Source organism: Pseudoduganella lutea (genome assembly GCF_004209755.1).
In the GTDB taxonomy this organism is placed as follows: Bacteria; Pseudomonadota; Gammaproteobacteria; order Burkholderiales; family Burkholderiaceae_D; genus Rugamonas; species Rugamonas lutea.
On the sequence record NZ_CP035913.1, the window covers coordinates 5,562,742 to 5,588,097 of the forward strand.

The window sequence follows — 25,356 nt, forward strand, 5'->3', positions numbered from 1 at the left end:
GTCACAATCGCAACTCGTCATCGTTCCGGGGAGTTTTCATGCGCATCGCCACCTTCAACATCAACGGCATCGGCGCCCGCCTGCCGGCCCTGCTGCAATGGCTGGAAGAAGCGCAGCCGGACGTGGCCTGCCTGCAGGAGCTGAAAGCGCCGCAGGAAAAGTTTCCCGCCGCAGCCATCGAAGCGGCCGGCTATGGCGTGATCTGGCATGGGCAGAAAAGCTGGAACGGCGTGGCGATCCTGGCGCGCGGCACGCAGCCGGTCGAAGTGGGGCGCGGCCTGGCGGGCGATCCGTCGGACGAGCAGAGCCGCTACATCGAGGCGGTGGTCAACGATGTCGTGATCGCCGGCCTGTATCTGCCGAACGGCAACCCGGCGCCGGGCCCGAAGTTCGACTACAAGCTGAGCTGGATGGAGCGGCTGATCCTGCGCGGCGAGCAATTGCTGGCGACGGGCGCGCCGGTGGTGATGGCCGGCGACTTCAACGTGATCCCCACGGACCTGGACGTGTACAAGCCGGAGCGCTGGCTCGACGATGCGTTGTTCCGCCCTGAAACGCGCGAAGCGTTCGAGCGCCTGATCGCGCAGGGCTGGACCGATTCGCTGCGCACGATGCACCCGGGCGAAAAGATCTATACGTTCTGGGATTATTTCCGCAACGCGTTCGGGCGCGATGCCGGCATCCGCATCGACCATTTGCTGCTGAGTCCATCGCTGGCGCCGGCGCTGAAGGCGGCCGGTGTCGACAAGGACGTGCGGGGGCGTGAAAAGCCGAGCGACCATGCACCCACGTGGATCGAGCTCGATCCGAAGAAGATCCCCAAGGTGCCGAAAGTCACGGCGAAGGCGGTGCCTTGAACCGAAAGAGTTCAGGCCGATCCAGTACGAACGATCAGTAGACGACCCGCGCCGCGAGCATCGGCAACTGCCTGGACATGCTGTCCAGGCAACCCTTCATGATCGCGGCATCGCGCGGGAAGCGCCTTTCGAAAGAAGGCCATCCCGCGATTTCCAGGTGCTCTGGCATATCAACCAAGCCAGTAATCGCATCATGGAAGGCGTCCCAGTTCTTCCCATACCAGGCGGGAAATCCCAAGGCATCGGCAAGCATCCGATTCAGGTGATCGAGATCTGCCACGTCGGACAAATCAAGTACGATCCGGCGAACTCTCATGGGGCGGCGTTCGGCCACGATCCGGGCAATCCAGCGGGAGTGCAGCGGATCGGCGGCGTCACGCCAGCGCCTCCTTCGCGGCTTCCTCGGGCGTCAGCCCATCGTAGAACTGGTCGGTAAACCACTCGACCTGCTCTTCGATGTGATCCTGCGCTTCCCTGACGGTCGCGCCGCCAGCCACCAGGAACCCTTCCACTTCGATACACCACTGGATGAACGCCAGCGTTTCCTCGTCCAGTTCTTCTTTCTTGGCCATACCATTACCTCTTCCGTTGCAGTCTTCGGTGAAACGGTGCCATGCACCGTGTCCGATTTTACCGTAGCACCGGAAGCGGCCGGCATTCAGCGGCCCGGTCCGCCCGATGCATGGAACGGTTCGTCGAACGGTTCGTCGAACAGCTCATGCCCCTGCCAGCGTGGCAATTGCGGCTGGCTGGCCATCGCCACGGCGGCGTGACCGAAGCCGAGGCTGCGCGCGAGGCGTGGAAAGGCGCGGCAGTACACGGTTTGCACGCCGGCCAGCCGCGCAAGGTGACGGTAGTCGACCACCATGCCCGGCGGCACGAGCGCGAGGATCGCGGCGACGCGGGTGCGCCAGTCGTCATCCCACGCGGGCAGTATCGTGGGCAGCATCGCGACCGGGTCACCCGCCGCGATGGCGCCGCCGTGCACGACCCGCGCCAGCATGCCCCGTGCGCGCCCGATGGCGGCCGCGATGCCCGGCTGGCGGGCATCCAGGTAGCCGCACGCTTCGCACGCGAACGTGAGCCGCAGCACGGCGTCGCGGCCCACGCGCAGCAGGGTGCCGGAAGCAAAGGTCGACGTGTCGACATCGAGCAGCAGGTTTTCGCGCAGCGTATGCGGCGCCAGGCCGTGCCGCGCGTAGGCGGGGGCGCCGGCCAGCAGCACCTGGCGCGGCGACAGGGCATCCGCGTGCCGGTCATCGGCCAGGCCCAGGCCGGCGATGGCTTGCGCGGCGCTCACCGCGCGCGGCATTGTGCGCGGGCTGGACCGCAGTGCGATCGCCTGCACGCGCCCGATGACGGGGGCGTCGGCGGGCGACGAAGTGATCGGGGCGTGCGGGATGTGCAAGGTGGCGCAGGAGGATCGGGAAATGTTGCCGAGTGTATCAGGGCGGCGTGCGGGACAGGCATCGCGGCGTCCAGGCCGTTACCATTGCTGAAAAGAGACAGCTTGCGGAATGGGTGCGGGGACCATCGCGCGCTGCGCACCGCCTGTTTTCCGCTGTGTCCTCTCAAGTGCTGGCATGGCCGGGCCTTATCATGTGCGATCGAGCGCTACCACGAACGGTGTCGCGATGACGGCAATGCCCATTCAAGGTATGCTGCTGTATTGCAAGAAGTACTCACTGAAACCAATGCGCAAAACCGGCGAATCCAGGATGTCACCCGCGTTATCCCGCCTCCTGCAATGGGGAATCGGGCTGGCGCTGGCGGCCGCGGTGGGGCTGGCGCTGTATGCGGCCACCATGAAATCGGTGGATGACAATGCGCGCGTGCGCTTCGACAACGCGGCCCGTGCCACGCAGTACAGCATCAGCGCCAGCGTGAAGGCGTATTCGGACGTGCTGCGCGGGCTGGTGGCGCTGTTCCAGGCGTCCGACGGGCTGTCGCGCCAGGAGTTCAGCCTGTACGTGGCCAGCCTCGACGTACCGCGCCATTTCCCGGCCATTGAACTGATCAATTATGCTCCGGACGTGCGGCACGAGGATCGCGCCGCCTTCGTGGCGGCCGTGCGCGCCGACCGTGGCGTGGACCCGGCCGGCTATCCGGCATTCGACATCCGCCCGCCCGGCCAGCGCCCGCGCTACGCGCCGCTGACGTGGCTGGAACCGATGCTGAAGGAAAAGATGGGGGTGGACATCACGGCCAACCCGGCGATCGCCCGGGCGATGGACCTGTCGCGCGACACCGGCCACATCAGCGCTTCCGGCCAGCCTGTCAGGGTGAAGGGCCCCGTGCCGCATATCGGCCTCGGCATGCGGCTGCCCGTGTACCGGCGCGGCATGCCGATCGGTGACGTCGCGGGCCGCCGCACCGCCTACCTGGGCTCGGTGGGCATCGGCTTTTCCGTGTCGGCGCTCGTGCAGGGCGCGATCGATGAAATGGCCGACCGCAAGGTGCGTCTCATCCTGTATTCCGATGGCAACACCGCTCCGGAGCTGCGCCGCCTGGAAATCGAGCCGGACGACCGCCTGCTGTTCAACGACACAGGGTCGATCGATGCCCCGGCGACGCTGCCGGGCAATGTCGACGATTATTTCGTGGCCGTGCTGCCGATCGACTTCAACGGTGCGCTGTGGAAAGCGCGCTTCTATACGCGCAAGGTCGACATGATCAGCGGCTTCGACCGCCACCTGCCGTGGATCGCGCTCGTCATCGGGGCGGCCGGCACGATGCTGCTGTACAGCTATGTGTTCATGCTCACGTCGCAACGCCGCAACGCGCAGGAGCAACGGCGCCTGCTCGACAGTGTGCTGGACAACGTGGATGCCCATGTCTACATGAAGGATGGCGAGCGCCGTTATATTTATGTCAATGCGCGGATGGCGCAGGTGATGGGCCGGCCGGCCGAGCAGATCGTCGGGCGCATGGACAGCGAAGTGCTGCCCAAGCGCGAAGCCACCCGGGCCTGGCTGGAAGACCGGGAGGTGCTGGCCGACGGCATCAAGCGCAGCAGCGAAGGCCAGTTCACCGATGCTCAGGGCAACGTGCGGCACCTGTGGACGGTCAAGGCCGCCGTCGACCTGGAGCGGGGACCTGCCGTGATCGCGCTGTCCACCGACGTGACCGAGCTGCATGAACTGAAGGAGGCCGCCCAGGCCGCCAGCCGCGCCAAGAGCGATTTCCTGTCGAACATGAGCCACGAGATCCGCACGCCGATGAACAGCGTGATCGGCATGGCGCACCTGGCGCTGAAATCGGTGGCCGATCCGAGACAGCGCGATTACCTGCAAAAAATCTACCACTCGGGCCAGCACCTGCTCGGCATCATCAACAACATCCTCGATTTTTCAAAGATCGAGGCCGGCAAGCTCGACCTGGAAATGCTCGACTTCCCGCTCGATGCGCTGTTCAGCAACGTGTCAAACCAGCTGGGCGAGACGGCGTCCCGCCGCGGCCTGGAAGTGGTGTGCGAGGCGTGGCCGAACGTGCCGGCGCAGTTGCGCGGCGACCCGCTGCGCCTCGAACAGGTGCTGCTCAACTTCACCAGCAACGCGATCAAGTTTTCCGAGCGCGGCACCGTGTTCCTGCGCGCCCGCGTCGTCGAGGAGCGCGACAACCGGCTGACCGTGCGCTTCGAGGTGCAGGACCAGGGCATCGGCATGACGCCGGCCCAGGTGGAGGGCTTGTTCCAGTCGTTCCACCAGGCCGACACGTCGACCACGCGCAAGTACGGCGGCACCGGCCTCGGGTTGGTGATCAGCAAGCAGCTGGCCGAGCTGATGGGTGGCAGCGTGGGCGTGGAAAGCACGCCCGGCGTGGGCAGCACGTTCTGGTTCACGGCGCAGCTGGAACGGGGGCGGAGTCGCTGCCTGCGGCCAGCGACGCGGCGCTGCAAGAAGAGCTGCTGGCGCCGCTGCGAGGCGCCGCCATCCTGCTCGTCGAAGACAATGTCTTCAGCCAGCAGGTGGGCCAGGAACTGATCGAGGATGCCGGCGCCACGGTGGTGATCGCCAACAATGGCCAGGAAGCGCTCGACCTGCTGGAGAAGGGCCATTTCGACTGCGTGCTGATGGACGTGCAGATGCCGGTGATGGATGGTTTTGAAGCGACGCGCCGGATCAGGCGCCACGCCACGCTGTCCGGCATGCTGGTGCTCGCCATGACGGCCAATGCCGGCCGCGAGGACCAGGTGCGCTGCCAGGAAGCGGGCATGGATGATTTCCTGACCAAGCCGATCGTGCCGAACCTGCTGTTCTCCACGCTGTCCAAATGGTTGAGCCAGCGCGCGGCGGGCGGGCGCACGGCCCAGGTGCGCACGGTGGTCGGAAGCGCCGCCGCAAGCGGCGCGGTGGAAACCGTGGTCAATACGGCAACGAACACGGCAACGAATACCGCAACGAACACGGCTGCAAATAACGTCGGCAGCGCATCGCCTGCCCCGCCGCCGGCCCGCCGGGTCACCGACGTGTTACCCGCGCTCGTCGCGCAGGAGCCGGCGCTGTTCGACCTGACCGTGCTGGGGCAAACGTTCGGCAACAAGGCCGACAAGATGCGCAAGTATGCGGTGATGTTCCACGGGTCGGCGCGCGACGGCCTGGCCGAGATCGAGACGGCGCTGGCCGCGCAGGACCTGAAACGCCTGGCCGAGCTGGGGCACCGCATCAAGTCGTCGGCACGCGCCGTGGGCGCCCTCGGCTTCGCCGAACTGTGCGTTGCGCTCGAGCGCGTCAAACCCGGCGACGACCCGGCGCAGGCGGCCCGCATCGTCGCCCACATGGGCCCCATGCTGGACCGGCTGCAACGTTACATCGACGTCGAACTGGAGCCGCAGCTGCGCGAGCTGGGCGGGCAGCCCGGTTGAACACGGCGTTGCCGGTCTCCGCATGGCTGGCCATGTCGGTTACGCAGCGGTCACGCATCGCTCACGCATCAGTAACGCATCGGGGATAATACCGGCTTCGACTATCAAGAACGCATCATGGCAACAGGCATCGCCCCCGGCTTACTCATTCTGCACGGCAACCAGCTCGAACAGCTGCGCGGTGCCGTCTTCCAGTGGCTGCGCAACAATCCGCTGGCGCCGCTGGAGTCGGACGTGATGCTGGTGCAGTCGAACGGCGTGGCCGAATGGCTCAAGATCGCGCTGGCCGAGGAGGTGGGCGTGTGCGCCGCCACCCGCGTGGCGCTGCCGGCGCGTTTCTTGTGGGAAGCGTACCGCGCCATGCTGGGCCGTGACCGCGTGCCCCGCACGTCCGCGTTCGACAAGGGGCCCCTCACGTGGCGGCTGATGCGGCTGCTGCCGGCCCTGCTGCGCGACGATGCCTTCGAGCCGCTGCGCCATTTCCTGAAGGGCGGCTGCCAGGAGCGCCGGCTGCAGCTGGCCGAGCGGCTGTCCGACCTGTTCGACCAGTACCAGGTGTACCGCGCCGACTGGCTCGAGGACTGGGCGGCGGGGCGTGACCAGATGTGCTGCCCGCGCGGCGTGCATTACCCGCTGCCGGAGGGCCAGCGCTGGCAGGCCGCCCTGTGGCGCGCCATCATCGCCAGCGTGCCGGAAGAAGAGCGCACGCTGGGCCGCGCCGGCGTGCACACGGAATTCATCCGTGCCGTGCAGGGCGGCGCGCAGCCGGTCTCGCGGCTGCCGCGCCGTGTCGTGCTGTTCGGCGTGTCGGCGCTGCCGTACCAGACCTTGCAGGGGCTGGCCGCGCTGGCCAGCTTCACGCAGGTGATCGTGGCGGTGCCGAACCCGTGCCGCTTCTATTGGGGCGACATCATCGACGGCCGCGACCTGCTGCGCGCCGCGCGCCGCCGCCATCCGCAGCGCAACGGCGTCGACCTCGCGCAGGTGCCAATCGAGGCGCTGCATGCGCACAGCCACCCGCTGCTGGCGAGCTGGGGCGGCAAGGGCGCGACTACATCCGCATGCTCGATGAATTCGACGAAGCCACCGCCGGGGAGGGGGCCCACCTGCGGGTGGACCTGTTCAGCGAGGGCGAGGGCGACACGCTGCTCGAACAGCTGCAGGGCGCGGTGCGCGACATGCTGCCGCTGGCCGAGCACCAGTTTCCGGTACCGGACGCGGATGATCGCTCCATCGTGTTCCACATCGCCCACAGTGTGCAGCGTGAAGTGGAAGTGCTGCACGACCGCCTGCTTGCGCTGTTCGCCGACAACCCCGGCCTGCGCCCGCGCGACATCGTGGTGATGGTGCCGGACATCGGCGTGTTCACGGCCGCCATCCACGCGGTGTTCGGGCAATACCGGAAAGGTGATCCACGCCACATCCCGTTCGAGATCGGCGACGTCAACGACCGCAGCGTCAACCCGCTGCTGGTGGCGCTGGAATGGCTGCTGCGCCTGCCGCAGCAGCGCTGCCGGCAAAGCGAGGTGCGCGACCTGCTGGACGTACCGGCCGTGTCGCGCCGCTTCGGCCTGGGCGAGGATGACCTGCCCCTGCTGGGCCGCTGGATCGAGGGTGCCCGCGTGCGCTGGGGGCTGGACCGCGAACATCGCGCGGGCCTGGGCCTTGGCCCGACCGGCGAACAGAATGCCTGGATCTTCGGCATCCGCCGCATGCTGCTTGGCTACGCCAGTGGCGCAGGCGGCGCATTCGGCGACATCGAACCCTACGGCGAAGTGGGCGGCCTCGATGCCGCGCTGGCCGGCTCGCTGGCGCAAGTGGTCGAGGCCTTGCTGGACTGGCGCGAGCGGCTGGCGCAGCCGCGCACGCCGTTCGAATGGGGCGAGCAGGCGCGTGCGCTGCTGGCCGCCTTCTTCGATGCCCGCGACGAAGCAGACAGGCTGACGATGAACGAGCTCGATGCCACGCTCAACGCCTGGCTGGAAACGTGCGATGGCGCCGGCTTCGACGAGCCGGTGCCGCTGCAGGTGCTGCGCGAGGCATGGCTGGGCGCGCTGGACGAGCCGTCGCTGGAACACCAGTTCGTGTCGGGCGGCGTCACGTTCTGCACGCTGATGCCGATGCGCGCCGTGCCGTTCCGCGTGGTCTGCCTGCTGGGCATGAACGATGGCGATTTCCCGCGCCGCGCCAGCCGCGCCGATTTCGACCTGCTGGCGCTGCCCGGCATGGCGCGCCCGGGCGACCGCTCGCGCCGCGACGACGACCGCTACCTGATGCTCGAAGCGGTGCTGGCCGCGCGCGACGTGCTGTATGTGAGCTGGTGTGGCCGCAATGCCCGCGACAACAGCGAGCAGCCGCCTTCCGTGCTGGTGGCCCAGCTGATCGATTACCTGAAGGCGGGCTGGCACCTCGACCTGGCCGAACGCACGGTCGAGCATGCGCTGCAGCCGTTTTCGCGCCGCTATTTCGAACAGGGCGGCCTGCTGACCTACGCGGCGGAATGGCGCTCGGCGCACGCGCAGGGTGACGGGGACGCCTTGTCCACCACCTTGCCGGCCGGCCTGCCGCCCCACGAACTGGACGAACGCTTCCGCCTGAAGCTGGCCGGCCTGGCGGCGTTCCTGCGCCAGCCGGTGAAATACTTCTTTGGCCAGCGGCTCGGCGTGCGCTTCGCCGACTCGGCCCTCGTCGGCGAGGACGAGGAACCGTTCGTGCTCGATGCGCTGGACCGCTATTTCCTCGAAGATGAAATGCTCGAGGACGACGGCGCCGAGGAAGAGGACGACGTGCGGGCCAGTCTCGTGGAGCGGGCGGCCCGCCTGCAGCGCGAAGGCGTGCTGCCGATCGGCGTCATCGGCGAACGCGTGCGCGACGGCCTGATCGCGGCGCTGCTGCCGGTGCGGCGCGCCTGGCTGCAACTGCGCGCCGCCTACCCGGAAGCGGCGCCGAAACTGGCGGTCGGCCTGGACCTGCACGGCGTGATCCTGGAAGACTGGATCGACGGCCTGCGCGCCGATGGCAACGCCAAGGTGTGGCTGGCGCAGATGTCGTCGAAGGCGCTCGACAAGTCCGGCCAGCCCCGTGGCGACAAGCTGGTCGGCGCCTGGCTGCGCCAGCTCGCGGCCGCGGCGCAGGGCGAGACCATCACCGGCCTGCTGGTGGCGCGCGATGCCGTGCTGTCGATGCCGCCGCTCGACGGCGCGATGGCCCGCGGCGCGCTGGCCGATCTTGTGGCGCTGTGGCGGCGCGGCATGGACGGGCCGCTGCCGGTGGCCAGCAAGACGGCACTGGCCCTCGTGTCCGGCGGCGACCCGCGCGAAACCTACGAGCACGGCTTCGACCGGCGCGGCGAAAAAGACGATCCCTGCCTGTATCGCCTGTGGCCGGAATACGGCGACCTGGACGCCGAGCCGGCCTTCGCCGCGACGGCGCACGCGCTGTACGGCCCGCTGGTCGACTGGCTGGCAACCGTGGAAGTGCAGCCGATCGAGGGAGGCGAGGCATGAGCCGCCTGCTCGACCCGATGACCTTCCCGCTGCACGGCACCCGGCTGATCGAGGCCAGCGCCGGCACGGGTAAAACGTGGACCATCGCCGCGCTGTACCTGCGCCTCGTGCTGGGCCATGGCGGCGACGATGCGTACGGGCGGCCGCTGCTGCCGGCCGACATCCTCGTCATGACGTTTACCCGCGCCGCGACGCGCGAGCTGTCGAACCGCATCCGCGAACGGCTCGTCGAGGCGGCCGGCTGCTTCCGCGGGCAGGTCGAGGATTGCGATCCCTACCTGGCGGGCCTGCTGGAAGCCTATCCGGACGAGGCGGCGCGCCAGCAGGCGGCGCACCGGCTGATGCTGGCGGCCGAAACGATGGACGAGGCGGCGATCTTCACGATCGACGCATGGTGCCAGCGCATGCTGCGCGAACACGCGTTCGACAGCGGCAGCCTGTTCGACGAGGAATTGATCACCGACGAGGCGGCGCTGTTCGAGGATGCGGCGCACGACTACTGGCGCCAGCAGGTGTACCCGCTGCGCGAACCGGCACTGGGTGCGCTGCTGGAGTGCTGGCCGGACGTGGAGCGGCTCAAGCGCGCGCTGCGCGAGCTGGTGAAACGGGCGGACGACGGCTGGCGTTCGGACGAGCCGCTGGGCGCACTGGTCGGCCGTTCGCTGCGCGAGCGCGAGCAGCAACTGGCGGCGCTGAAGGAGGGCTGGACCGAACGCCTTGCGCGCATGGAGCTGTGGCTGGAGCGTCAGAAAGCGGCAAAGCAGCTGGACGGCAAGCTGATGAAGTCGAACTGGCTGGCCGGCTGGTTCGGCAGCCTGCATGCATGGGCGGCGGATCCGGCGCTGGTCGATCCCGGCCTGTCGGTCTCCGGCTGGAAGCGGCTCGTGCCATCCGGTATCGCCGAGGCCTTCAAGGGCACCGATATTCCCGATGACTTCGCGGCGCTTGAAGCGCTGAAGGAAGCGCTGGACGCCTGCGAACCATTGGCGCACCGCCTGTACCGGCACGCCGCCGGCGTCATCGCCGCGCGCATGGCGGAGCTGAAGGCGCGCGAACGCCAGTTCGGCTTCGCCGACATGCTGGTGCGGCTGCAAAAGGCGCTGGAAGGCGAGAACGGGGCGGCGCTGCGCCAGCGCATCACCGAACAGTACCCGGTGGCGATGGTCGACGAATTCCAGGACACGGCGCCCTCGCAGTACCGCATCTTCGACCTGCTGTACCGCGTGGCCGACAATGATCCGGCGTTCGGCCTGTTCCTGATCGGCGACCCGAAGCAGTCGATCTACGGCTTTCGCGGTGCCGACATCCACAGCTACCTGGCCGCGCGCCGCGCCACCGAGGGCCGGCATTACCAGCTGGGCACGAACTACCGTTCCACGCGCGACGTGGTCGAAGCGGTGAACCGCATCTTCCTGCACGCGGAAAAAGGTGCCGGCGGCGGCGGTTTCGCGCAGGGCGCCTTCCGCTTCCGGCGCGGCACCGTCAATCCGCTGCCGTTCGATGCCGTCGACGCCAAGGGGCGTGGCGAGCGCCTGGTCGGCGTCGATGGCCAGTTGCAGGCCCTCACAGTGTCGTGCAGCGATGTGCCGGACCTGAAGGCCGACGGCTACCGGGAATTCTTCGCGCACCACTGCGCCGAGCACATCGTGCGGCTGCTGAACGATCCGGGCACCGGCTTCGATGGCGCAGAAGGATTCAAGCGGCTGGAACCGGCCGATATCGCGATCCTGGTGCGCGACAGGAAGGAAGCCAGTGCCATCCGGCGCGCGTTGCAACTGCGACGCGTGCCCAGCGTCTACCTGTCCGACAAGGATTCGGTGCTGGCGTCCGACGAGGCGCGCGACGTGCTGCGCTGGCTGGCGGCGCTGGCCAATCCGCTGGACGGCGCGCTGGCCCGGGCCGCGCTGGCGACGCGCACGGCCAACATCGGGCTGGCCGAACTGGCGCGCCTGTCGTCGGACGAGCTGGCGTGGGAAGCGCGCGTCGAGCAGCTGAAGAACCTGCACACGATCTGGCAGCGGCAGGGCGTGCTGGCGATGCTGCGCCGCTTCATCCATGAACTGGGCCTGCCGGCCGCGCTGCTGGCGCCCGGCAACGTGGGTGGCGAACGCAGCCTGACGAACCTGCTGCACCTGGCCGAGCTGCTGCAGACGGCCAGCCGCCAGCTCGATGGCGAGCAGGCACTGATCCGCTGGATGGCCGAGCAGGTCGAGGGAGAGGGCGATATGGGCGACGAGCAGGTGCTGCGGCTGGAATCGGACGCGGAACTGGTCAAGGTGGTGACCGTGCACAAGTCCAAGGGCCTGGAATACCCGCTGGTCTACCTGCCGTTCGCCGTCACGGCGCGCAAGGTCGACAAGCGCAACCGCAGCTTCTTCGAGTACACCGATGCCGATGGCGTGCGGCGCATCGACATGGCGCTGTCCGAGGCGGCGCAGGCGGCCGTGGAGGCCGCGCGCATCGAGGAAGACCTGCGGCTGCTGTACGTGGCGCTGACGCGCGCCCGCCATTTCCTGTGGCTGGGCGTGGCCGCGCTGCCGGCCCGCAAGGAAGGCAGCAATGTGCTGCATGAATCGGCGCTGGGCTACCTGCTCACCGGCGGCGCACCGCTGCCGGCGGAGAGCCTGCAGGAGCGCTGGCGGGAGCTGGCCGGCGACTGCGGCGCGATCGGCATCGCCTCGCTGTGCCATCCCGAGCGGCCGACCATGCTCGACCGGGTGGAGAAGCGGGCGCCGCTGGCCGGCGCCGCGCCTTATCGGGCGCGTTTCGAGCGCGACTGGTCGGTCGGCAGTTTCACGTCGCTGGCGCGCGGCACCCAGGCCGCGCCACGCCACGCGCTGGAGGAAACGCTGCTGGAAGGCGAGGGTGCCGATGTGGTGGCGGGCCGGGTGGACGAGGCGCCATGGCACCGGTTTCCGCGCGGTTCCGTGCCGGGCAACTTCCTGCACGAACAGCTCGAATGGCTGGCGCAGGAAGGTTTCGACTGCGTCGACGATGCCGCCTGCGAAGTGCGCATGGGCCGCCGCATCGAGCGGGCCGGCTGGGGCCACCGGGTAGACGATGCCATCGCCTGGCTGCGCGCGGCCGTGACGACGGTGCTGCCGCCGCTCGGTGCCGCGCTGCGCGACATCGGCACGCTGATGCCGGAGATGGAGTTCTGGTTTCCCAGCGAGCACCTGGCCACCGGCGCGCTCGATGCGGTGTGCCGCCGCCACCTGCTGAACGGCATCGCGCGGCCGCCGTTGCCGCAGCGCGCGCTGCACGGCATGCTGAAAGGCTTCTCGGACCTCGTGTTCGAGCACGAGGGCCGCTACTGGGTGCTGGACTACAAGTCGAACGCGCTGGGCGGCAACGACGCGGCGTACCACGCGAAGGCGCTGGCGCTGGGCATGGCCGAACACCGCTACGACGTGCAGGGGGCGATCTACCTGCTGGCGCTGCACCGGCTGCTGGCAAGCCGGCTGGGCGACGCCTACGATCCGGCCGAACAGCTGGGCGGCGCCATCTTCTTCTTCCTGCGCGGGATCGGCAACGCGGCCACGCGCGGCTGCCACGTGCTGGAACCGGACCCGCAATTGCTCGATGACCTGGACGAGCTGTTGCAACGCGCCGCGGAAAGCGAAGGATCGACCGATGACTGACCCGAAGCCGCCCGCGGCGTTGGACCTTCCGGCGCTGTTCGAGACGATCGACGCGCTGACCGAAAGCGGCAAGCTGCGGCGGCTGGCCGGGGCGTTCGCGCGCTTCGTGGCCACGCTGGGTCATGCGCCGCCACCCCTGCTGCTGGCCTGCCTGCTGCTGTCCGAACTGGAAGGGCGCGGGCACAGCTGCCTCGTGCTGGCCGACATGGCCGGCGATCCATCGCCGCAACTGGGCTGGCTCGACGGTGAGTGGGCCGCGCTGCGCGCGGCCGCCACCCGGGCCGGGAGCGCGCTGCCGAGGAACGTCAACGGCTGGCGCGTGGCGCTGCAAGGCTGCGAGCAGGTATGGCCGGTGGGCGACCTCGATTTCAACCAGCCGCTCGTGCTCGATGGCGAGCGCCTGTACCTGCGCCGCTACTGGCGCGACGAGTCGACGGTGGCCGCGTCCGTGCAGTCGCGCGCGCTGGCCGAACATGCCGTCGACACGGCCGCCGTGCGGGGCTGGCTCGACAGGCTGTTCCACCATCCCGTGCGCGAGGGCGGGCCGGACTGGCAAAAGATCGCCTGCGCCGCCGCGCTGCGTGGCCAGCTGGCCGTGATCACGGGCGGTCCCGGCACGGGGAAGACGTACACGGTGGCGCGGCTGCTGGCGCTGCTGTTCGCGACCGCGGGCGAGGGCGTGCAGGGCGTGCCGGGCGTGCAAAACCTGCGCGTGGCGCTGGCCGCGCCGACCGGCAAGGCCGCCGCGCGCCTGAAACAGTCGATCGATGCGGCGCTGGACGAGCTGGCCGGCAAGCTGGGCGCCGACCTGCCGCTGCGCGAACTGGCCGGGCGGATGGGCGGGGCGCGCACCCTGCACAGCCTGTTGGGTGCGCGCCCGGACACGCGCAGCTTCGTCCACAACGCCGGCAACCCGCTGGAAGTGGACGTGCTGATCGTCGACGAGGCATCGATGGTGCACCTGGAAATGATGGCGGCGCTGCTGGCCGCGCTGCCGCCGCACGCGCGGCTGATCCTGCTGGGCGACAAGGACCAGCTGGCGTCCGTGGAGGCGGGGGCGGTGCTGGGTGACCTGTGCGCGCAGGCCGAGAGCGGCAACTACGATGCCGCCACGTGCGACTACGTGCTGGCCGCCACCGGCGAAACGATACCCGCCGCCTTCCGCGAGCGCGACGGCGGCCCGCTGGCGCAGCGCATCGTCATGCTGCGCCAGAGCCGGCGCTTCGGCGGCCCGATCGGCAGGCTGGCCCTGGCCGTCAACCGCGGCGACGCCGATGCCGCGCGCGACGTGCTGACCGGCGACAGCGAACGCAAGCTGCGCTGGATCGAAGGTGCCCGGCCGAGCGACGTGCTGGCCCTCGCCGTGCAGGGCCGGCCGGGCGCGGGCACCGGCTACCGCGATTACCTGGAACTGGTGCGTGCCGGCCCGGGCGCCGACTACGAGCGCTGGGTACGCGACGTGCTGCACCGGTTCGAGCAGTTCCGGCTGCTGTGCGCCGTGCGCGAAGGGGAGTGGGGTGTCGGGGGCCTGAACGAGGCCATCGAAGCGAAGCTGGAGGGCGCAAAGCTGATCCGCCGGCGCGGCGAGTGGTACGTGGGCCGGCCCGTGATGGTGACCCGCAACGATTACCCGACGGGCGTCTACAACGGCGACATCGGGCTCACGCTGCCCGATCCGCAGCGGCCCGATTCGCTGCGGGTCTGGTTCCCGGATGGCGAGGCGGTGCGCAGCGTGCTGGCGACGCGGCTGCGCAACGTGGAAACGGCGTTCGCGATGACGGTCCACAAGTCGCAGGGTTCCGAATTCCTGCACACGGCCATGGTGCTGCCGCCGCAGGCGAACGCCGTGCTGGCGCGCGAACTCGTCTACACCGGCATCACCCGCGCCCGCGAGTTCTTCACGCTCGTGTCGCCGAATGCCGCCGTGCTGGCCCAGGCGATCGCCGAGCGCACGCAGCGGGCCAGCGGATTGCGGCAGGCGCTGGGCACGTGATCGTCGACCGGCGATCTCCGATGGGCAAAGCCGGGCAGCTTCGGCTACCATTGCAAGGTTTTCAACCGTGTCTTGAATGCATCTCCCCTCATCCACTACATCGATCGATATGACCTCGTCCGCACAACCAGATAACAGCCTGCCACTCGACATGATCATCTTCGGGGGCATGGGCGACCTTGCCATGCGCAAGCTGCTGCCGGCCCTGTACATGGCCCACCTGCATGGCAACCTGCCCGCCGCGACCCGCATCATTTCCACCGGTCGCCAGGATTTCAACCGCGAGGCTTACCTGGCGTTCGTCGAGGAACATTCGCGTTCGTTCATCTCGGACGGCAACTTCGCCGACGACGCATGGCGCAGCTTCCTGCAGCGCCTGGAATTCGTGCGTGTCGACGTGCAGCAGGATGACCTGTCCGCCCTGGCAAAGGTATCGCGCGAAGGCGCGATCCGGGTGTTTTACCTGTCCACCGCGCCGTCGCTGTTCACGACCATCTGCGAGAAGCTGTCCGCTGCGGGCCTCGTCGATGCGAATGCACGCGTGGTGCTGGAAAAACCGCTCGGCAGCGACCTGGCGTCGGCGGTGGACATCAACGAGGCGGTCGGCAAGCATTTCGCGGAATCGCAGATCTACCGGATCGACCACTACCTGGGCAAGGAAACCGTGCAGAACCTGATGGTGCTGCGCTTCGGGAATTCGATCCTGGAACCGCTGTGGCGCGCGCCGAACATCTCCAGCGTGCAGATCACGGTGGCCGAGGAAGTGGGCGTCGGCAGCCGTGCCGGTTTCTACGACGGCACAGGCGCCATGCGCGACATGGTGCAGAACCACCTGCTGCAACTGCTGTGCATCGTTGCCATGGAACCGCCGGCGTCGCTGGCACCCGACGCGGTGCGCGATGAAAAGCTCAAGGTACTGCGCTCGCTGCGCCGCTTCAACCTGGCCGCCATCGCGCGCGACACCGTGCGCGGCCAGTACATCCGCGGCGCCAGCGGCAACCAGGCCGTGCCGGGCTACCTGGAAGAAAAGAACGTGCCGCCGGACAGCGGCACCGAAACCTTCGTGGCCCTGCGCACCTATGTCGACACGTGGCGCTGGTCGAAGGTGCCGTTCTACCTGCGCACCGGCAAGCGCATGGAGCGCCGCTCGTCCAAGATTGTCGTGGAATTCGCCAATCCGCCATTCCCCCTGTTCCCTGAAACCCCGGGCGGTGTCGCCAACCGGCTGGTGATCGAGCTGCAGCCGGAAGAGGCGATCAAGCTGCAGGTGATGGCCAAGCAGCCGGGCAGCGGCATGCACATGCAGCAGGTGGAACTGAACCTCGACCTGCATTCCGCCTTCACGCAGCGCCGCGCCGAAGCCTATGAGCGGCTGCTGATCGACGTGGTCCGCGGCCGCCTGACCCACTTCATGCGGCGCGACGAGCTGGAAGCGGCGTGGGAATGGGCGGACCCGATCATCAACGGCTGGGGCGCGCTGAACGAAAAGCCGCGTTCCTATGCGGCCGGCACCTGGGGGCCATCCGAATCGTTCGCGCTGCTCGCGCGGGACGGCTTCAGCTGGTTCGAGTAGGCGCTGTTAGCGTAAAGTGGGCATTGCCTAGCGGTACGAAACTTTCTACGAGCCCTATTGTCGCGAGAGCTTGGCGCCATTAGCCAGACGCTACCGCAACTCGCAGCCACTGCGGCGGCGTTGTCAACGCTGCCGTATCCAGCACGCATAACCAGCCCGTGTAGTGAGCCAGGTAGCGGCTGGCTACGCCATTGAAACGCCGCAGCCACGTCTTGAAGCGGCTGTGCCAGGCATTCACGCCCTGGATGTGGATGGCGCCGCGCGCTCGGATGCCCGCCTTCACGTTGACGGCCTCGCTGATCAACAGGATGTCCGGCGCCAGTACGGGCTTCAGGTGTTCGGACAGTTGGCTGGCGCTGACCGGCCCCTGGCCGGTCACGAACTCGCAGGTCTGGCGATTGCGGTCACGTGCCACCAGAATGCAGTCGAACTCCTTGCTGATCCCGCGCTTCGACGCCGTGCCGCCGCGCTTGCGGGGCCGGCGGTCCAGGTGCCGCGAACCCTTTTACGCCACGCAGCGATAGCGTTGCAGGCCGTCGGGGTGGCCGCTGCGGTGGCATCGCGTGCCGCCGCATCTAGGACAAGGCCGCTTGCCGGCAGCCTCTTCGATGAGGCGCAGGCACTGGCCCGGTTGCACGACGTTCGCAAGGAAGTCTTTCAGAAGGGCGACCTGATCGTCGGAAAGCTGGAGCTGCGCCAGCGCCTTGAACACCACGTGGAACTCCGCTGCGCCCATCGTCCCCTCCGCGTATACATGAAGTATCTCAACAGAAGATCAGACCGTGATGTCCGAGGGAAGTTCCCTGAGTTTCCGCGAACAGCGCCTTCGAGTAAGCCGACGGAACGGAGCGCGCCGCGCGAGGCAAAGCGGTAACATATATTTCTTTAGCTGATCGACAATTTAATATTGACAACTTCTTAAAGGCACCTTAAATTAGTCGTATTGCAACGCACATTAAAGAAGACCAATATATGAAACTGCATTCCATCGCTCTCGCGGCCGTTCTGGCTGGTGCCTTCGGCGGCGCCAGCGCCGAAACCTACAACTTCGACCTGAAGGGCGGCCCGACCGTCTGGTCCACGTATCTCGTTGCTTCCCACGGCGTGGGTGAGTTCACCGACACGTTCACGTTCACGAACTACTCGGTCACGTCGAACGTCGCTACCAGCAGCCTGATCAACGTATTCAACGGTGTCAACGACATCGACTTCACCAGCGTCAAGCTGAACGGTGTCGACATGTCGTTCAAGAATAATGACTGGGTGTCGACGATCGGCTTCAACGACGTTGCCGTTAACGGCACGCTGAGCCTCGTCGTCACTGGCGTCGTCACCGGCAAGGTGGGTACCACGACCTTCTACGGCGGCAATTTCGCCGTGACCGCGGTGCCGGAACCCACGACGTACGGCATGCTGCTGGGCGGCATGGCCGTGCTGGGCTTCGCCGCACGCCGCCGCAAGCAGGGCTGATCCGTATTGCAGCAATAGAAAAAAGGGCGCTTCGGCGCCCTTTTTTGCGTGCACAGCCAACCAACAAGCGCGGCAAACCTACCAGGTGATGTGCACCGACGGGGCGCTGCGCTTCGATTCGCCGTGGAACACGGCTTCGATATTGTTGCCGTCCGGGTCGGTCACGAAGGCCGCGTAATAGCCGGGGTGGTAGGGGCGCTCGCCAGGTGCGCCGTTGTCCTTGCCGCCGCCTTCCAGCGCCGCCTTGTAAAAGGCGTCGACCATGGCGCGGTCGCGTGCCTGGAACGCCAGGTGGTGGCGCCCCGTCAGGTGGCCCTGGGCGGTCTCGCTGTCCTGTGCCGAGACAAACAGTTCGTCGACCCAGAAATAATCCTCGGCCGTGCCGCCGACCGGAATGTTCAAGACCTCGAAGATCGCCGTATAGAACCGCTGCGACGCGGGCAGGTCTTTCACGACCAGCTGGATATGATCGATCAGGCGGCCGCGGTGTACCTCTTGAGCTTCCATGCTGTGCTCCCGAGCAGTTGGTGGACTGCGCAGTATTGCAGCTTTTGCCACCGGAAGTCGCCACGCTTGCCGCGTGTGCAAACGATCAATCGGCTGAGTATTGCCCCATAAACGACCCGTGCGCGTAGGAAAATCGGCGCAAGGTCTTCATCATGGCGGCAGCCGTCATGAACCATACGAGGAGACTCCCCATGCCCCAGCGCCACGCCCGCCGATCCCTTGTCGCAGCCGCCCGGACTGCATTACCCGGCCGGTTGCGGTGGACCGTGCTGGCCGCCGCGCTGGCCGCCGGCCTGGCCCATGCCGCGCCGCGCGATCCCACCGTCTACCAGCACATCGGCGACGTGGCGAACCACCTGGCCAGCCCACCGGCCGATGCCCGGCCGATGATGCGGTGGTGGTGGTTCGGCCCCGCCGTCGAGAAGGCGCAGCTGGCCCATGAAATCGACCAGATGAAGTGGGGCGGCATCGGTGGCGTGGAGATCCAGGCCGTGTATCCGATGGCGCTGGACGATCCGTCGCGTGGCGTGAAGAACCTGCCGTTCCTGTCGGCGGAACACCTCGATGCGGTGCGCTTCGCCAACGAAAAGGGGCGTTCGGCCGGCCTGCGCGTGGACCTGACCCTGGGCAGCGGCTGGCCGTTCGGCGGACCGCACATCGGCATCGGCGATGCGATCGGCAAGATGCGCGTGGCGGCCATCGACCTGCCGGCCGGCGCCTCGGGCTACGCGCTGCCGGCCGTGACGGAGGGCGAGAAGATCGAGGCGGTATTCATCGGCGGCGGCACGGCGAAGGAATACGATGCCACGCGCCTGCGGCCCCTGAAGGAGACGGTGGCCGGCAACGGCCGCGGCGCCGTGCAGCCGGAGCCCGCGCCGCGCGTGGCGGTGTACTACATCGCCAGCCGCTCCGGCATGCAGGTCAAGCGGCCCGCGGTGGGGGGCGAAGGCTACGTGCTCGACCACATGAGCCGCCGCGCCATCGACAATCACCTGGCGAACGTGGGCGAGCCGCTGTTGAAGGCGTTCGGCGACCAGCCGCCGTATGCGATCTTCTCGGACAGCCTGGAAAGCTATGGCACCGACTGGACCGACAACTTCCTCGAGGAGTTCCAGCGCCGGCGCGGCTACGACCTGCGGCCGTACCTGCCGCTGGTGTTCTCCGGCCAGGGTGCCGATGCGCCGGCCTTGCGCCATGACTGGGCGCTGACCCAGACCGAACTGGTGGAAGACCATTACCTGAAACCGGTCACGGCATGGGCGCACCGGCATGGCACGCGGTTCCGCTCGCAGACCTATGGCGAACCGCCCGCGTCGCTGTCGAGCTTTCGCCACCAGGACCTGTTCGAAGGCGAGGGCGCCCAGTACCGGCAATTCTCGTTCACCCGGCTGGCGTCGTCCGCCGCGCACCTGTACGGCAAGCCGGTGGTGTCGGCCGAAACATGGACCTGGCTGCGCTCGCCGGCGCACACGGCAAGCCCGCTGGACATGAAGGCCGAGGCGGACCGCATGTTCGTGCAGGGGGTGACGCAGATCATCGGCCACGGCTGGCCGTATTCGCCGCCGAACGCGCCGGAGCCGGGCTACCAGCTGTATGCGGCGGCCGTGTCCAACCATCACCAGCCGTGGTACATGGTGATGCCGGAAGTGTCCTCCTATCTCGCGCGGGTCAGCTACCTGTTGCGACAGGGCGCGCCGGCCAACCAGGTGGCCGTGCTGCTGCCGAACGACGACGTGTACGCGATCAACCGGCCGGGCAAGACCTCGCTGTCCGGCGAGATGCCGAAATTCATCCAGCCGGCACTGGTGCAGCAGATCATGGACAGCGGCCACAACCTCGATTACGTCGACCCGGAAGCCGTGCTGCGCGTGGGGCTGGACCGCTACCCGGTGCTGGTGATGCCGAACGTGACGCGGCTGGCGCCCGAGGTGCTGGCGAAACTGGCCGCTTACGTGAAAGGCGGCGGCAGGATCATCGCGATCGGCGCCACGCCATCGCTGGCGCCGGGCTTCAAGGATGCGCAGCGCATCACCGCCGAGGTGAAGCGCGCTGCGGCCGCGCTGTTCGCGGCGGGCCGCAACGTGACGAGGATCGGCACGGATGCGGAACTGGGCCGCGCACTGCAAGCCGTGCTGCCGGGCGACGTGCAACTGAGCGACGCGCGCCACCGCGTCAGCTTCGTGCGCCGCAAGCTGGCCGATGCCGACATCTACTTCATCGCCAATACCAGCAACGAGCCGGTGTCCGCGAACCTGGCGTTCCGGCAACCGCGCCGCCACGCGACACGGCTCGATCCGGACAGCGGCAGGCTGGCGCAGTCGGCGCTGGCGCCGCGGCTGGAGCTGGCGCCTTATGAATCGGTGGTGTATGTGATGAGCGATGCGCCGATGCGTGGTGCCGCGCCGCAGCGCAAGACCCACGATGCCGCCGTGGTGGCCGACCTGTCGGCGGGCTGGCAGGTGCGCTTCCCGGACCGGGCGCCGGTCACGATGGACAAGCTGGTGTCGTGGACCGACAGCGAAGCCACGCGCTACTTCTCGGGGCAGGCCGTCTACGAAAGGCAGGTCACGGTCACGGCGGCGCAGCTGGACGGCAGGCGCGTGTCGCTCGACTTCGGCACGGGCACGCCGCTGCCGGACAGTGGCGTGCATGCGCACCATTCGGGCATGCGGGCCATGTACGAACCCGCATTGCGCGACGCGGCCATCGTTACCGTGAACGGCCAGCGCGCCGGCACCCTGTGGCATCCGCCATACCGGCTCGACGTGACCCCTTTCCTGAAGGCCGGCGCCAACGCGATCGAAGTAAAAGTGGCCAACCTGGGCGTGAACACGCTGGCCGGGCGCGAGCTGCCGGACTTCAAGCTGCTGCGCCTGCGTTATGGCAACCGCTTCGAACTGCAGGACACGGCGAAGATCGCGCCGCAGCCGGCAGGCTTGCTGGGCCCCGTGACGCTGGTAGGGGAGGCGGTGCGGTAATCGTCGACACCGCCTCGTTCGCGTCAGATGCCGATCACGCCGCCATCGATGCGCGTGATGGCCACGGTGGCGGAGCGCACGATACCGCCCTGCGAGACAGGCACCTTGTCGGGCCACGTCATCGCATCGATCGGGGTGTCGCGCGGCTGCTCGGTGCCGGGGTGCTGGATGTTGACGAACAGCGTGCGGCCATCGGCGGTCATCTGCGTGCCGCAGACTTCGGCGCCGTCCGGGGCGATCAGGAAACGCTTGACCTGCCCGGTGCGGGTATTCATCGCGAGCAGCATGTCGTTGCCGAGGCCCGACCAGTCGGTGCCCGCACCGGTCCAGTCGGATGCCTTCAGCGCATCGCCCGCGTCCGTGCCGATCCACAGCCGTTGCCACCCGTCGAACATCACGCTGTCCGGCGAGCTGAACGCATCGCCGTTGATCGTGCCGCGGTTGGCCGGGTCCGGCGTATCGGTGGTGCCGGTACCTGCCAGCACGACCATCTCCCAGTTGAAGCGGGTGCCCGCCACGTTGCCGCCGGCATCGCGCAGGCGGATGATGTGGCCGTGCAGGTTCTTGTCGCGCGGGTTCGTCGCATTCTTCGGCTGGGCGGCGCGCGGCGTGGCAGCCGTGTTGCCCGGTGCGGTGGCGCTGCCGCGGCCGGTGTTGTTCGACAGCGTGGCATAGACCCAGCCGCTGGCCGCGTCTGAAGCGATCCACTCGGGGCGGTCCATCTGCGTGGCACCCACCTTGTCCGCGGCGAGGCGTGCCCAGATCAGCACCGATGCCTGGTCGGCAAAACCGTTTTCCGCCGTCAGGCCGTTCTGGCCATGCACCAGCGGCAGCCATTCGCCGCTGCCATCGTCGTTGAATTTCGCCACGTGCAGCACGCCATCGTCGAGCAGGCCGCGGTTGGCGGTGCGGTTGTCCGGGTCCATCGCCTTCGTGGTGACGAACTTGTAGAGGTAGTCGAAGCCCTGGTCATCGCCCATGTAGAACGCCACGCGCCGGTCGGCGTTCACCAGGTGCGCCACGTTCTCGTGCGCGAAGCGCCCCATGGCCGTGCGCTTGACCGGCTGCCACGTGGGGTCGTATGGATCGATTTCCACGACCCAGCCGAAGCGGTTCGTTTCGTTCGGTTCCACGGCGAGGTCGAAACGCTTGTCCAGGAAGTGCCACGTATAGTCGCGCGCATAGCCGGCAACGATGTTGTAGCGGGCCCATTTCGGATCCGTGAAGCGTGCATCGTCCGCCGGCAGCTCCCGCGTGGCGAAGTAGTTCTTGTGGCTGTCCTCCTCGCAGGTGAGGTAGGTGCCCCACGGCGTGGCGCCGCTGCCGCAGTTGCCCAGCGTGCCTCGCACCTGTTCGCCGGCCGGGTCGCCGCCCGTGCGCAGCGCGGCATGGCCGCGCGCCGGGCCGCCGATGCCGATCCACGTGTCCGCGTGCACCTTCCTGGCATACGTGGAATCGCGCTGCACCTGCCACTGGCCGGCGGCGTCGCGGTACACCTCGGCGACGGAGACGCCGTGGTAAGCCTTCTGCTTGCGCACCACGTCCGGATTCACCGCCGTTTCGCCGGCCGGGTCCAGCGTGGCCGGATCCGTCGCGGCGTTCACGCCGGCAAATCGGAAGCCGCTGATCACGTTGGCGCGCGCCGCCTCGTGGTTGATCGCCAGCAGGCCGCGTTCGCTGTTCTTCGAACCGTAGGGCAGCGGGAACCAGGCCATGCCATCGTGGTTGTCGCCGAATTGCAGTTCCGCGTCGGCGCCGGTGGTATCGAAGCGGCGCGCGGCGCTGGTGCGGAACGCGGGCGCGCCCAGCTTGCTGCCGATCGGATCGCCCTGCCTCGTGACGGCCGTCCAGCGGTAGCCGGGTGGCACGATGAGGTCGTCGCCGGCCATCATCGGCGTGCGTTTCACGCTGTCGAAATTGAGCGTGTTTGCCGGCAGGGCAGGCTCGACCGGCGCTGTTGGCGTTCCTGGCGTTACCGGCGCGGAATCGTCGCCGCCACCGCAGCCGAACAGTGCGAGCGCTACCGTGCTGAGGCCGCCAGTAAGGATCGCGCGGCGCGACAGCCTGGCCGCGGCGATGTCGCCGATGTAGGGGTTGCCGGATGGGTTGGTGCCGAAGTCTTCGGCTTCGGGCAGGCGGGAGATTTTGCTCATGCGATCTGATGTAGGTAAGGCAAGGGTTGATGAAAGCGAGGAAGTCTAGGGCGCTCGCGTTACCGCTTGATGACCAGTGCATGGATCGGCATAGGGGCGGTCAGCATTGCTGACCGGTCCCCTGCCACACCACCCGGCATGCGGGTCCGCACCGGGCGGTTCGAGTAGTTGAGGTTAAGTGAGGCGTGGCATGCCGAGGCGATCAAAGTAAGCGATCGTCAGCACGTTATTTAGAGCAAATCGGCTGTTGCGCCACCAGCGGCGACTGTTCTGCGCCACCCGTAACGCCACATTGGGCGTTGCCCCGAGATTGAGCAGCTCACGATATATCGTTTTCGCTCGTTTCCATTGTTTCAGGTGGATCGCCCGCATTCGATGACGCATCCATTCATCCAGTTCACGCCAGATTCCTGGAGTTTGCGACAGTCCAAAATAGGCTTTCCATCCCAGCACGTAGGGGCGGAGTTTGTCGATTATCTCGCTGATGCTGCGGCCACCGGACCGGCGAGTAAGTTGCCTGATCCGTTGCCGAAACGTGTCTTGCGCTTTGTCCGACACAGCCCGTTTGACCGCTCCTTTCTTGGTTGCATAAAGCTCGTACCCCAGAAATTTGCGGCCTAATGCGCTAGCCACTGCACTTTTCGATTCATTGATCTTCAGGTGCAGCTTGTCGTATTGACGCTTGAGCAGGGCCATCACCCGCTCGCCAGCTTTCTCACTGCGCACATACACGTTGCAGTCATCGGCATAGCGGGCAAAGCGGTGGCCCCGGCGTTCCAGTTCGCGATCCACCTCGTCGAGAAGCACGTTGGCCAGCAGTGGAGACAGCGGCCCGCCTTGCGGCGTACCTTCCATTCGCTGGCTTACCATACCGCCATCCATGATTCCCGCGTTCAGGTAGGCGCGCACCAGCCGGATCACTCCGATGTCGTTCACGCGTTTCCGTAGGCGGTCGATCAGGATATCGTGGTTGACCCGGTCAAAGAATTTCGACAGGTCCACATCGACCACGACGCGGTAGCCTTCCTGCACATATTGCTGTGCCCTGAGCACGGCATCATGCGCACGGCGGCCGGGCCGAAACCCATGGCTGTGTTCACTAAAGGTAGGGTCGATCAGCGGTTGCAGCACTTGCAGCAGTGCCTGCTGAATCAGACGGTCGATCACGGTGGGTATCCCCAGCTCACGTTCGCTTCCATCCGGCTTCGGAATGCCCACACGCCGCACCGGCATCGGCCTGTACGTGCCTTCCAGCAGTTGTTTCTTGATGGTCGGCCAAGCGTGTTTCAGATGTTCTTGAGTCTGGCTGATATCCAGCCCATCGACACCTGCGGCTCCCTTGTTCGCCTTCACGCGCTTCCACGCGCGATGCATGTTTTCCCTCGCGAGCGCTTGCGTGAGCAAGTTTCGCCCTGTGTCTTTCGTTTTCTGCCGCGTGAACCGGGTTTCATCACTGGAAGCTTGGGACGAGGCTTCACCCCGCCTTACCGCGACCCGCTCCGCTTCTGCGGACATCTGATGCCTTACCCGATTCATCGACAAGGTGTCGGACACTCCTACTCGTTTGGCCCTTTGCCTCTCAGAAAAAAAAAGAAGCTACTACGGCCTCTGCTGACTTCTCGCTCCGTGCTGCCACGTCGCCCTTTCAGGCATGAGGCGAGATCTCCCCAGGTAAGAACGCACTCCTTCACTGCACAACCGCCAGATCTACGCCACTTCGCCTTGACCACAAGAGCTTCGCGGTTACGTGCCCGCTCGCCCTGCTCGGCAGCGCCTTATATCCGATTCTTGTCCATCGGCTCGCAGTTTCGCTC

General features: G+C 67.3%; 16 protein-coding genes and 2 pseudogenes. 10 read left to right on the top strand and 8 right to left on the bottom strand.

What is annotated here, in order from left to right; all coding sequences use genetic code 11:
• Positions 1–38: 38 nt before the first annotated feature.
• Positions 39–857: an exodeoxyribonuclease III gene (gene xth, locus EWM63_RS23635; protein WP_130188721.1), complete on the top strand. Its 819-nt coding sequence runs from the start codon at positions 39–41 to the stop codon at positions 855–857.
• Positions 858–891: 34 nt separating this feature from the next.
• On the opposite strand, the gene EWM63_RS23640 is transcribed toward xth, so the two are convergent.
• The 3 genes from EWM63_RS23640 to EWM63_RS23650 all read right to left on the bottom strand — a co-directional run bounded on the left by EWM63_RS23640 (position 892) and on the right by EWM63_RS23650 (position 2,265).
• The gene (locus EWM63_RS23640; protein WP_229487470.1) at positions 892–1,191 is read right to left on the bottom strand and encodes a barstar family protein; all 300 of its coding nucleotides are present in this window, start codon (positions 1,189–1,191) and stop codon (positions 892–894) included.
• A gap of 40 nt (positions 1,192–1,231) precedes the next feature.
• A complete protein-coding gene (locus EWM63_RS23645) occupies positions 1,232–1,429 on the bottom strand; it encodes a hypothetical protein (RefSeq protein ID WP_130188722.1) in 198 nt (65 codons plus the stop codon).
• Between the two features lie 86 nt (positions 1,430–1,515).
• Positions 1,516–2,265, bottom strand: coding sequence for an MOSC domain-containing protein (locus EWM63_RS23650; protein ID WP_229487471.1), 750 nt, complete (start codon positions 2,263–2,265; stop codon positions 1,516–1,518).
• A gap of 310 nt (positions 2,266–2,575) precedes the next feature.
• Between EWM63_RS23650 and EWM63_RS23655 the strand changes: the two genes are divergently transcribed.
• From EWM63_RS23655 to zwf, 7 genes and pseudogenes are all read left to right on the top strand, one after another.
• On the top strand, positions 2,576–4,840 hold the full coding sequence (locus EWM63_RS23655; protein ID WP_229487472.1) for a CHASE domain-containing hybrid sensor histidine kinase/response regulator family protein: 2,265 nt from the start codon (positions 2,576–2,578) through the stop codon (positions 4,838–4,840).
• Positions 4,825–5,721, top strand: a complete 897-nt coding sequence (locus EWM63_RS32520) for a response regulator (protein ID WP_229487473.1) — start codon at positions 4,825–4,827, stop codon at positions 5,719–5,721. The genes EWM63_RS23655 and EWM63_RS32520 overlap by 16 nt, the downstream gene beginning before the upstream one ends.
• Before the next feature lie 117 nt (positions 5,722–5,838).
• Positions 5,839–6,714 (top strand): annotated as a pseudogene (locus EWM63_RS33175) (exodeoxyribonuclease V subunit gamma); the annotation flags it as partial.
• 68 nt (positions 6,715–6,782) lie between these two features.
• Positions 6,783–9,227, top strand: a complete 2,445-nt coding sequence (gene recC, locus EWM63_RS23660) for an exodeoxyribonuclease V subunit gamma (RefSeq protein WP_443094121.1) — start codon at positions 6,783–6,785, stop codon at positions 9,225–9,227.
• A complete protein-coding gene (gene recB / locus EWM63_RS23665) occupies positions 9,224–12,868 on the top strand; it encodes an exodeoxyribonuclease V subunit beta (RefSeq protein ID WP_130188723.1) in 3,645 nt (1,214 codons plus the stop codon). Before recC ends, recB begins: the two co-directional genes overlap by 4 nt.
• The gene (gene recD / locus EWM63_RS23670; protein WP_130188724.1) at positions 12,861–14,861 is read left to right on the top strand and encodes an exodeoxyribonuclease V subunit alpha; all 2,001 of its coding nucleotides are present in this window, start codon (positions 12,861–12,863) and stop codon (positions 14,859–14,861) included. Before recB ends, recD begins: the two co-directional genes overlap by 8 nt.
• A 109-nt stretch (positions 14,862–14,970) precedes the next feature.
• The gene (gene zwf / locus EWM63_RS23675; protein WP_130188725.1) at positions 14,971–16,434 is read left to right on the top strand and encodes a glucose-6-phosphate dehydrogenase; all 1,464 of its coding nucleotides are present in this window, start codon (positions 14,971–14,973) and stop codon (positions 16,432–16,434) included.
• A gap of 151 nt (positions 16,435–16,585) precedes the next feature.
• Here zwf and EWM63_RS32525 read toward each other — a convergent pair.
• Together EWM63_RS32525 and EWM63_RS32530 are read right to left on the bottom strand one after the other, a co-directional pair.
• Positions 16,586–16,921 (bottom strand): annotated as a pseudogene (locus EWM63_RS32525) (IS1595 family transposase); the annotation flags it as partial.
• 18 nt (positions 16,922–16,939) lie between these two features.
• Positions 16,940–17,170 carry a transposase-like zinc-binding domain-containing protein gene (locus EWM63_RS32530; RefSeq protein WP_229487475.1) on the bottom strand — a complete coding sequence of 77 codons (231 nt, stop codon included), beginning with the start codon at positions 17,168–17,170 and terminating at the stop codon, positions 16,940–16,942.
• Positions 17,171–17,406: 236 nt separating this feature from the next.
• Between EWM63_RS32530 and EWM63_RS23685 the strand changes: the two genes are divergently transcribed.
• Positions 17,407–17,904, top strand: coding sequence for an FxDxF family PEP-CTERM protein (locus EWM63_RS23685; protein WP_130188726.1), 498 nt, complete (start codon positions 17,407–17,409; stop codon positions 17,902–17,904).
• 78 nt (positions 17,905–17,982) lie between these two features.
• Here the strand turns inward: EWM63_RS23685 and EWM63_RS23690 are convergent, their stop codons facing one another.
• Entirely contained in the window at positions 17,983–18,411 is a 429-nt protein-coding gene (locus EWM63_RS23690) for a VOC family protein (protein WP_130188727.1), read from the bottom strand.
• 191 nt (positions 18,412–18,602) lie between these two features.
• Between EWM63_RS23690 and EWM63_RS23695 the strand changes: the two genes are divergently transcribed.
• Positions 18,603–21,389: a glycosyl hydrolase gene (locus EWM63_RS23695; protein ID WP_130188728.1), complete on the top strand. Its 2,787-nt coding sequence runs from the start codon at positions 18,603–18,605 to the stop codon at positions 21,387–21,389.
• 23 nt (positions 21,390–21,412) lie between these two features.
• Here the strand turns inward: EWM63_RS23695 and EWM63_RS23700 are convergent, their stop codons facing one another.
• A complete protein-coding gene (locus tag EWM63_RS23700) occupies positions 21,413–23,542 on the bottom strand; it encodes a PhoX family protein (RefSeq protein ID WP_130188729.1) in 2,130 nt (709 codons plus the stop codon).
• Between the two features lie 174 nt (positions 23,543–23,716).
• Positions 23,717–25,078 carry a group II intron reverse transcriptase/maturase gene (gene ltrA / locus EWM63_RS23705; RefSeq protein ID WP_207221342.1) on the bottom strand — a complete coding sequence of 454 codons (1,362 nt, stop codon included), beginning with the start codon at positions 25,076–25,078 and terminating at the stop codon, positions 23,717–23,719.
• Positions 25,079–25,356 lie beyond the last annotated feature (278 nt).

Coding starts and splice junctions, on each gene's coding strand:
- zwf (WP_130188725.1), top strand. CDS start 14,971: ATGACCTCGTCCGCACAACCAGATAACAGCCTGCCACTCGACATGATC.
- EWM63_RS23695 (WP_130188728.1), top strand. CDS start 18,603: ATGCCCCAGCGCCACGCCCGCCGATCCCTTGTCGCAGCCGCCCGGACT.
- EWM63_RS23655 (WP_229487472.1), top strand. CDS start 2,576: ATGTCACCCGCGTTATCCCGCCTCCTGCAATGGGGAATCGGGCTGGCG.
- EWM63_RS23700 (WP_130188729.1), bottom strand. CDS start 23,542: ATGAGCAAAATCTCCCGCCTGCCCGAAGCCGAAGACTTCGGCACCAAC.
- EWM63_RS23645 (WP_130188722.1), bottom strand. CDS start 1,429: ATGGCCAAGAAAGAAGAACTGGACGAGGAAACGCTGGCGTTCATCCAG.
- xth (WP_130188721.1), top strand. CDS start 39: ATGCGCATCGCCACCTTCAACATCAACGGCATCGGCGCCCGCCTGCCG.
- recC (WP_443094121.1), top strand. CDS start 6,783: ATGCTCGATGAATTCGACGAAGCCACCGCCGGGGAGGGGGCCCACCTG.
- ltrA (WP_207221342.1), bottom strand. CDS start 25,078: ATGAATCGGGTAAGGCATCAGATGTCCGCAGAAGCGGAGCGGGTCGCG.
- EWM63_RS23690 (WP_130188727.1), bottom strand. CDS start 18,411: ATGGAAGCTCAAGAGGTACACCGCGGCCGCCTGATCGATCATATCCAG.
- EWM63_RS32530 (WP_229487475.1), bottom strand. CDS start 17,170: ATGGGCGCAGCGGAGTTCCACGTGGTGTTCAAGGCGCTGGCGCAGCTC.
- recB (WP_130188723.1), top strand. CDS start 9,224: ATGAGCCGCCTGCTCGACCCGATGACCTTCCCGCTGCACGGCACCCGG.
- recD (WP_130188724.1), top strand. CDS start 12,861: ATGACTGACCCGAAGCCGCCCGCGGCGTTGGACCTTCCGGCGCTGTTC.
- EWM63_RS23685 (WP_130188726.1), top strand. CDS start 17,407: ATGAAACTGCATTCCATCGCTCTCGCGGCCGTTCTGGCTGGTGCCTTC.